Raw genomic sequence first — 7628 nt, 5'->3', positions numbered from 1 at the left:
GATACGGGAAATATCCGGTTCTGCTGCCAGCAGGTTCAGGTAGGTAGACATGGCCACCTCTCCATCGAGGAGGGCATCGTCCATGTTTACGTCCAGGATCTGTGCGCCGCTTTCTACCTGTTGACGGGCTACGGACAAGGCTTCTTCGTAAAGACCTTCCCTGACCAGGCGTGCAAATTTCTTGGATCCGGTTACGTTGGTACGTTCCCCTACGTTAAGAAAGTTGGTTTCAGGTCTTACTACCAGTGGTTCCAGTCCGCTCAAACGCATAAAGGGCTTAATCACCCTGCGTTCTTCGTTGACATTCGGTTCACTGATAATATCTGTGTTATGTATGATAGTTTCGCTCATTGTTGCTGTTAGTGGGATTTAAATAGAAAACCTGTCATGGTTGATTAGGCCAGTGTGTCGGCTAATACTGGCTTCAGACGTGGTTTGATATGTTTCACATGATCTGCAATGTGGCGTATATGATCTGGTGTGGTACCGCAGCAACCACCTACTACGTTAACAAAGCCCGATGCGGCAAAGTCTTCAATGATGCAGGCAGTATCTTCCGGCTCCTCATCGTATTCACCAAAGGCATTGGGTAAACCCGCATTAGGGTAGCAGCTCACATAGCAACTGGCTATGTTGGAGAGTTCTTCTACGTAAGGACGCATTTGTTGTCCACCCAGGGCGCAGTTTAAGCCAATGGAGAACGGATTGGCATGCATGACAGAGATATAGAACGCTTCCAGTGTTTGTCCGCTAAGGGTTCTGCCGGAGGCATCTGTAATAGTGCCGGAAATCATTACCGGTATTTCCGGCTTGCCTGATTCACGGTAGTATTTCTTGATGGCGTAAATAGCTGCCTTGCAGTTCAATGTATCAAAAATGGTTTCTATCAGCAGTATATCTACTCCGCCTTCAGAGAGGCCTCTGATCTGCTCTTCATACGCAGCCGCTACTTCATCGAAGTATACGGAGCGGAAGCCCGGATTATTTACATCCGGCGACAGCGACAACGTTTTGTTCATAGGGCCAATAGCGCCTGCTACAAAACGAGGCTTGTCGGGTGTTTTGGCGTTATACTCCGCCGTTGCTTTTTTGGCAATAGTGGCAGCAGCTACGTTCAGCTCATAGGCCAGTTCCTGCATATCGTAATCGGCCATCGCAATAGAGGTGCTGCTGAAAGTATTGGTTTCAATAATGTCAGCGCCTGCTTCCAGGTACTCTTTGTGAATGGCTTCAATGATATGAGGCTGTGTGAGATTCAGGAGGTCGTTGTTGCCTTTAAGATCGCTGGGATAGTTAGCAAAGCGGGTGCCCCTGTAGTCAGATTCCTGGAGTTGATAGCGTTGTATCATGGTGCCCATGGCACCGTCGATGATAAGTATGCGCTCATTGGCGCAGTCTTGTAAAGATTTCATATTATCAAGGCGTTTATTAGTTACCGTTAAGAAAAGAGAACAGGGTCGAACAATAAACAAATCCACCCTGTAAAAGTCCCCACAAATATAACCTTTTCCAGGGTAATTTTTTGTTTTGTGAATTTGTGTTTCATAAGATGTGGCCGGACTTTGACGGGTATTTTACCTAAGTCTATATTTAAGAGAGTGGATATAGATTTTGTTTATACTATAAAAATTAATTTGGTAGTAGTCTATAAAGTCTACTATATTTGTAGGGTAATAGAAAGGTACAATGCAACAAAATGATAGAAATATAGTGATTTACCCGGCCATGGCCCTCCACCAGCCCTCCGCCCACACTCCTTGTAGTTGCTGTTGCAATTAACAGATTCGTCATTAGTTCTTCTCTAACATTTATTACAACAAAATTTACGTCAGTCATGACAATATCAGAACATATCCATACCCTGCATAAACACCTGGCTAGCCTGGGATTACAACCAGTACCGGTATCAAACGACGACCGGCAACCAGAGGTTTTCAAGGTATGTTTCTTAAATAAATATGAAATGCAGCGGTGGAAAGAACTGCAGGAAGAAAAAGAATCAGAAACCAATCATACAATATTTCAGAACGATCCATTAAAGGATGCTGTCTGACAACTTTTCATAACGTGGAATTACAGGTTAAACGAAGACGGGTGCTATTGAGCACCCGTATTTTTTTGTAGAATTACGAATTACGAATTACGAATTACGAATTACGAATTACGAATTACGAATTTCAAATTACGAATTACGGATTTGTGGAGAGATTAGCATTTGTTGGTCTCCTCACAAATCCGTAATTCGTAATTTGAAATTCGCAATTCTTTTACCTGTTCTGTACATAGCTTTCCAAGGGGAGCCGGTTACTGATAGAACGTGCCAATGTCATTTCATCTGCATATTCTAATTCTCCCCCAAATGCAATACCACGGGCTATCGTAGTAATTTTTACCGGAAATTCTTTTAGTTTTTTAGAGAGATAATAAATGGTAGTATCCCCTTCAATAGTAGGACTTACCGCCATAATCACTTCTTCTACCCCCTGATGCCGCACCCTTTCTACCAAAGAATGTACATTCAGCTGATCCGGACCAATACCATCAATAGGGGAGATGATACCGCCCAATACATGATATAAACCATTGAACTGCTGTGTGTTCTCTATCGCCATTACATCCCGGATACTTTCTACCACGCATACCACCTGTTTTTGCCGGGAATGACTGCTACAAATGCTGCACACTTCTGCATCAGATACATTATGGCACACATTGCAAAATCGGATCTGTTGCCGCATACGCGCAATCACATCCCCAAACTGCTCTACCTGGGCTGTTTCCTGTTTCAGCAGATGCAACACCAGGCGCAGGGCCGTTTTTTTACCGATCCCCGGCAGCTTTGCAAATTCATTTACCGCGTTTTCTATCAGTGCAGACGAAAATATCATAGTGCAAAGTTAGGAATAATGCAGCGGAGGGAGTAATCCGCTCCCTCCGCTATCGTTATTTAAATGCTTATTTTCTTTGTCAGGGTCCAGTTGGACTTGAGGTTGATCTTTTCAACAACGATCACCCGCTCCGGCTGTTTCCTGGGCTGGGTGTAATATTTACCCCTGTCCCATTTGCCGTTATCATTGGTATCCAGCAATAACCGTACTTCGTATTCGCCGGGGGTAATGAAACGCTGGCTCCACTTGCCATTTACCAGTGTACCGGAATATTTAACGTTTTTATCCTGCACCAGCTGTACTACATAGTGCATGGCGGTATCGTTGATGGCAGTCATGGTGCTATCGCTGATCTTCAGTTCCGTTACCGCGAAAATGGAATAATCGGATGTTTTCTTGGAGCTGAATCTCAGGGTGTCTGTCCTGGCCAGATGCTGCCCTGCCGTATCTGTAGGGGCATCATTGGGAACAATAAGCCGGTACAGGGTACCTTCTTTCCACGGATAGGTCACTGTCCATTGTGTTTTGGTAGAGTCCATGGTGTTGGTAAAGATGACCGGCGTATAGGCGCTGTCTTCCCCCAGTATTACCCGATTGCTGTCCAGGTTTCTGAGCGGCAGCGAAAAATTGATCCTCAGTGGTTTGGGTAATTCCTGCTGCCCGCCTTCCAATAACGCTGTAGCAGTCAGTTTGGGTAATTTCTTCTTTTTCTTCTCCTCGTCATCCTGTTGGATATCTGTGGAGTCTATTGGCTCTGGTGGCGGTTTTATAGTGCTGTCTGCTTCCATAAACAGGAGCATATTTACATCTGCCAGGTTGCTTTCTTTCAATACCAGCGGTGCTTCTACAAATGCGATCAGCTCTGTAGGCTGATTATACTGCAGGTCTCGGTCTTCTTCTTTCAAAGCAAAGATTTTGTAGGCGCCCGGTGCAATGTTTTTGAAACGGAACGAGCCATCACCCTTGGTTTTGGCATAGTATACCGGTTTCTCTTTGGATACAATGGAGTCAGTCATGTCACGGTATAACATCACGGCTACGTTACTATCTACTTTACCATTTTCCGCATCTATCAGGTGTCCGCTTACCTGCAGGCTATCCAGGTAATCACCGGTAGATACCACATACTGAAAATCTTGTGTGATATTGCGCTCGTTGATATCGCGGATGGCATCTGCAAAGTTGAAAGTATAAGTAGTATTGGGTACCAGGGTATCCTTTATTTCAAGGGTCACGGTATGAAGCTTGGCAGTGACTATGGGCGGCCGTTTCAGGGTAGGCGACACAATCAGCTTATCATTTACGTTATCCAGCTCCACATATTCATCAAATATAAATGCCACTTTTTTGCTGTGAAAGTGAAGGGTAGAATCCCGCGGCGTTACCTGTAACAGCACCGGAGGCAATGTATCCTTCGGGCCCCCGCTGGGCGGCACAATGTTGGCACATCGCGTAAATGAAATGGAAACAACAATAATAGACATCAGCCAGAAAACCCAGCGCCTGAAAAATTGATTCATATGACGAAGATAAAGCAGAAAGCAGAAAGCAAAAAACTCCCCAGGCGAAGATCGGGGCAATTCCGTTATTTGTAAAATATCCGCTTGTACCTTCGCCTGGGGAGTTGCCTTCAGCTTTCCTCGCTTTAAACCCTTTGCGAAATGGCCACTATTTATTTATTGCAGCGCACACAACTCATCCCGGCAACACCGGAGGAAGTATGGAACTATTTTTCCACTCCCGGCAATCTGTCGCATATTACGCCCGCCTACCTGCGCTTTACGGTTACATCGCCTCCTTATACAGGTCAGGTATATCCAGGTCAGGTCATTACATATACAGTCGCCCCCATTGCTGGTATTCCACTGGAATGGATGACGGAAATTACCCATGTGGCTTATCTCGATTATTTTGTAGATGAACAAAGGGTAGGTCCCTACAGCATCTGGCATCATGAACACCATTTTCAGATAGTACCCGGCGGCGTGAAAATGACAGATATTGTACACTACCGGCTTCCCTTTGGTTGGCTCGGAAAGATCGCTCACAGCCTATTTGTAAAAAAACAGCTGGAAAACTTATTTGCCTACAGACACAAGGCCGTAGAGAAAATATTCGGGAAGGTTACTGTTGCTCCGTAATAGTTTTTGTTAAATTATCTCCCGTAAACAGCTTAAAAGTGCTTTTACCTGTTTTGGGAACAGCTCCCAGCCATAAAGGAACGGTGGCGGCAGAACTCTTCTCAGGGTTGGCAGTAGCCACAAAATGAAGGGCTGCGTCGTTGGTTAAATTGTCTGAGGTGGCAGATTCCAGCTGTATCTGAGTGCCATAGTAGGTAGGCGGCATAGTAGCTGCGATCACAATCTGGGTGCCGAAATCAGGTTTGTCGATAGTATTGTTCATGGTTTTGGCCATACCAAATAAGCTGTCGAACGATGCCTGATTATCTATGATCCAGTACGTAAGACTATCCTTTACCTTGATTGTATTCTTCAGGAAATATCCTGATAACGGTTTTACTTCCAGTTGGCTACTCGCTGCAGCCTGCACCGTCAGCGTCGTGTCGCTATCGGTATCATTATCAGCAGGAGCTTTTTTTCCATTGTTGGCGCAGGAAACAGTGGCAAAAGTACAAACCGCAAGTAGGAATAATTTAAAATGCATTGGAGTATGTTTTTGATATTTGATAAATAACGTTAATCGCTCATAATAGTTTTACGGGAGATGGGTATTAACAGGGTGATGTTACTCACCGCTTGTTTCCCCGTGTCTGCCTTAGGGGGTGGAAGCAATCATCTCATCACGCAGCCGAACGTTCCTATGAAATCAGAATACCTTGAATATATCAAACGCATCTCTTTCCAATTGTTCCCGGTGATCGGGGTGGGCAATGTTAATGAGCGCCTGTGCGCGTTGCTTGAGATTTTTACCCATCAGGTGTGCAATACCGTATTCCGTGACTACATAATGCACATGTGCCCTCGTAGTAACTACGCTGGCGCCGGGTTGCAGCCGCGATACGATACGGGAAATCCCTTTTGAGGTAGTTGAGGGGATGGCAATAATCGGCTTGCCTTCCTGTGAGAGGGCGGCTCCCCGCATAAAATCCATTTGTCCGCCTACACCGCTATACTGCCTGAATCCAATGGAATCTGCACATACCTGTCCGAAGATATCTATTTCTATAGCACTGTTGATAGCAGTTACCCTGGGGTTTTTGCGGATGGTAGTAGGGCTATTCACATATTCTACATCCATCAGCCGCATAATCAGGTTGGTATCCATAAAATCGTACAACCGCTGACTGCCAATGGCAAAGCTGGAAATCAGCAAGCCGGGATGCACCGCTTTGTATTTGCCGGTAATCACGCCCCGTTTTACCAGGTCAATGATACCATCAGAAAACATTTCCGTGTGAATACCGAGGTCTTTGTGATTGGATAAACATTGCAGTACCGCATTGGGAATGCCGCCAATACCCATTTGAAGCGTGGCGCGGTCATCTATCAGGGAGGCAACATTTTGGCCTATGGCAAGTTCTATATGAGTGGGCGGATTAATTTTCTGTGCATAAATAGGGTAATCCACTTCTACGGCAGCATGTATCCGGGAAATATGAATCACGCCATCGCCCAGCACCCGCGGCATTTGAGGGTTTATTTCTGCGATGATAATTTGGGCCACATCCACGGCCGCCTTACTCACATCGCAGGATACGCCCAGTGTACAGTACCCGTTTTTATCAGGAGGTGATACAGAAATGAGCGCTACATCAATAGGTTGTTCGCAGGTACGAAAGTAACGGGGTATTTCGCTGAGGAACATGGGTACATAGTTCGCACGTCCTTCATTCACGGCTTTGCGGATATTTTTGCCAACAAAAAAAGCATCTATTTGAAAGGCATGAGCGTGTTCCGGTTCCGCGTAGGGGGCTTCCCATTCAGTATGAATACTTACCAGGCGTACATTTTTTAGCTCATGGCTGCGGGCGGTCATCGCATTGACCAACTCCCTTGGTGTAGCGGCAGCGGTGTGTATAAAAACGGTGTGGCCGGACTGTATTAAGGATACGGCTGATTGAATAGACGTGTACGGCATGATGGGTAATTTTCTCCAAAATTATCGTGCAGATTAAAAAATAACTATGAGCAAAGTCATGTCGTATTTTTAATTTTTTAGTGCCTGCTTATTGTCAACAAAGAAGGTCAGAAATTGTTGGACGTTTATCTTTAAATAACGGTGATGGATATACTAAATTACAGAGGGGTGGTGCGGGCTGATATGGCCGCTGTCCGGGCGGCTTCCATTCGGAGTTATAGACCGTTTGAAGCAATGTTGGCGCCGGATGCCCGACAGCTGTATAGTCAGCTTGGATTTACCTTGGTCAGGGAGTTGGATGCGATTCTGGGTCAACAGTACTGGTTGTATACCATGCAGTTACAATAAAAGTTATCCATTTTAGCTATATATGTTAGTAAATTCATATTACCTGTTACGACGCCTATATACTTTAATTCTCTATATTAGCAATCTAAACCTGGTACACTACTTCTTTGCGGCGTGATTTGGCAAATATAAATGAGCAAAAGCTCATTGAGCGGTTAGTGATAGGGGATCCTGCGGCAAAAGAATTGTTGTATGACCGCTACGCGGGGGCGCTTTATAATATGGTGCTCCAGCTGGTACCAATAAGAGAGCGGGCAGATGATGTAATTGTAAGAGTATTTACCTGGGCCTTTC

Annotated in this window: 9 protein-coding genes; 3 read left to right on the top strand and 6 right to left on the bottom strand. The window is 45.2% G+C overall.

The features are described from left to right. Both VIP81_RS27680 and VIP81_RS27675 read right to left on the bottom strand, forming a co-directional pair. Positions 1 to 351 (bottom strand): dihydropteroate synthase (locus VIP81_RS27680; protein ID WP_349258199.1); only part of this gene is annotated, 351 nt, incomplete at its 3' end. 44 nt (positions 352 to 395) lie between these two features. After that, the gene (locus VIP81_RS27675; protein ID WP_331969089.1) at positions 396 to 1412 is read right to left on the bottom strand and encodes a homocysteine S-methyltransferase family protein; all 1017 of its coding nucleotides are present in this window, start codon (positions 1410 to 1412) and stop codon (positions 396 to 398) included. 422 nt (positions 1413 to 1834) lie between these two features. On the opposite strand from VIP81_RS27675, the gene VIP81_RS27670 reads away from it, so the two are divergent. Further along, positions 1835 to 2053: a hypothetical protein gene (locus tag VIP81_RS27670; protein ID WP_331969087.1), complete on the top strand. Its 219-nt coding sequence runs from the start codon at positions 1835 to 1837 to the stop codon at positions 2051 to 2053. A 214-nt stretch (positions 2054 to 2267) separates the two neighbouring features. Here VIP81_RS27670 and recR read toward each other — a convergent pair whose 3' ends face one another. Both recR and VIP81_RS27660 read right to left on the bottom strand, forming a co-directional pair. Beyond that, positions 2268 to 2888 (bottom strand): recombination mediator RecR, encoded by a 621-nt coding sequence (gene recR / locus VIP81_RS27665; protein ID WP_331969084.1) that lies wholly within the window; start codon positions 2886 to 2888, stop codon positions 2268 to 2270. A gap of 59 nt (positions 2889 to 2947) precedes the next feature. Then, a complete protein-coding gene (locus VIP81_RS27660) occupies positions 2948 to 4408 on the bottom strand; it encodes an Ig-like domain-containing protein (RefSeq protein ID WP_331969081.1) in 1461 nt (486 codons plus the stop codon). Between the two features lie 141 nt (positions 4409 to 4549). Here VIP81_RS27660 and VIP81_RS27655 point away from each other — a divergent pair, with 141 nt between their 5' ends. After that, positions 4550 to 5029, top strand: a complete 480-nt coding sequence (locus VIP81_RS27655; RefSeq protein ID WP_331969079.1) for an SRPBCC family protein — start codon at positions 4550 to 4552, stop codon at positions 5027 to 5029. Here the strand turns inward: VIP81_RS27655 and VIP81_RS27650 are convergent. Continuing rightward, positions 5013 to 5552: a hypothetical protein gene (locus VIP81_RS27650; RefSeq protein ID WP_331969076.1), complete on the bottom strand. Its 540-nt coding sequence runs from the start codon at positions 5550 to 5552 to the stop codon at positions 5013 to 5015. The genes VIP81_RS27655 and VIP81_RS27650 overlap by 17 nt on opposite strands. A gap of 162 nt (positions 5553 to 5714) precedes the next feature. Continuing rightward, positions 5715 to 6986 (bottom strand): acetyl-CoA hydrolase/transferase family protein, encoded by a 1272-nt coding sequence (locus tag VIP81_RS27645; RefSeq protein ID WP_331969073.1) that lies wholly within the window; start codon positions 6984 to 6986, stop codon positions 5715 to 5717. A 144-nt stretch (positions 6987 to 7130) separates the two neighbouring features. Here VIP81_RS27645 and VIP81_RS27640 point away from each other — a divergent pair, with 144 nt between their 5' ends. Then, positions 7131 to 7334, top strand: coding sequence for a hypothetical protein (locus tag VIP81_RS27640; protein ID WP_331969070.1), 204 nt, complete (start codon positions 7131 to 7133; stop codon positions 7332 to 7334). Positions 7335 to 7628: the final 294 nt, after the last annotated feature.

The sequence above is a fragment of the Chitinophaga sp. genome (assembly GCF_036566945.1).
Lineage (GTDB): Bacteria > Bacteroidota > Bacteroidia > Chitinophagales > Chitinophagaceae > Chitinophaga.
This window is presented reverse-complemented; position numbering and strand designations above follow the sequence as displayed.

Bases quoted from the DNA above. Each gene is read 5' to 3' on its own strand.
- VIP81_RS27640 (WP_331969070.1), top strand. From the start codon at position 7,131: ATGGATATACTAAATTACAGAGGGGTGGTGCGGGCTGATATGGCCGCT.
- VIP81_RS27645 (WP_331969073.1), bottom strand. From the start codon at position 6,986: ATGCCGTACACGTCTATTCAATCAGCCGTATCCTTAATACAGTCCGGC.
- recR (WP_331969084.1), bottom strand. From the start codon at position 2,888: ATGATATTTTCGTCTGCACTGATAGAAAACGCGGTAAATGAATTTGCA.
- VIP81_RS27660 (WP_331969081.1), bottom strand. From the start codon at position 4,408: ATGAATCAATTTTTCAGGCGCTGGGTTTTCTGGCTGATGTCTATTATT.
- VIP81_RS27650 (WP_331969076.1), bottom strand. From the start codon at position 5,552: ATGCATTTTAAATTATTCCTACTTGCGGTTTGTACTTTTGCCACTGTT.
- VIP81_RS27670 (WP_331969087.1), top strand. From the start codon at position 1,835: ATGACAATATCAGAACATATCCATACCCTGCATAAACACCTGGCTAGC.
- VIP81_RS27655 (WP_331969079.1), top strand. From the start codon at position 4,550: ATGGCCACTATTTATTTATTGCAGCGCACACAACTCATCCCGGCAACA.
- VIP81_RS27675 (WP_331969089.1), bottom strand. From the start codon at position 1,412: ATGAAATCTTTACAAGACTGCGCCAATGAGCGCATACTTATCATCGAC.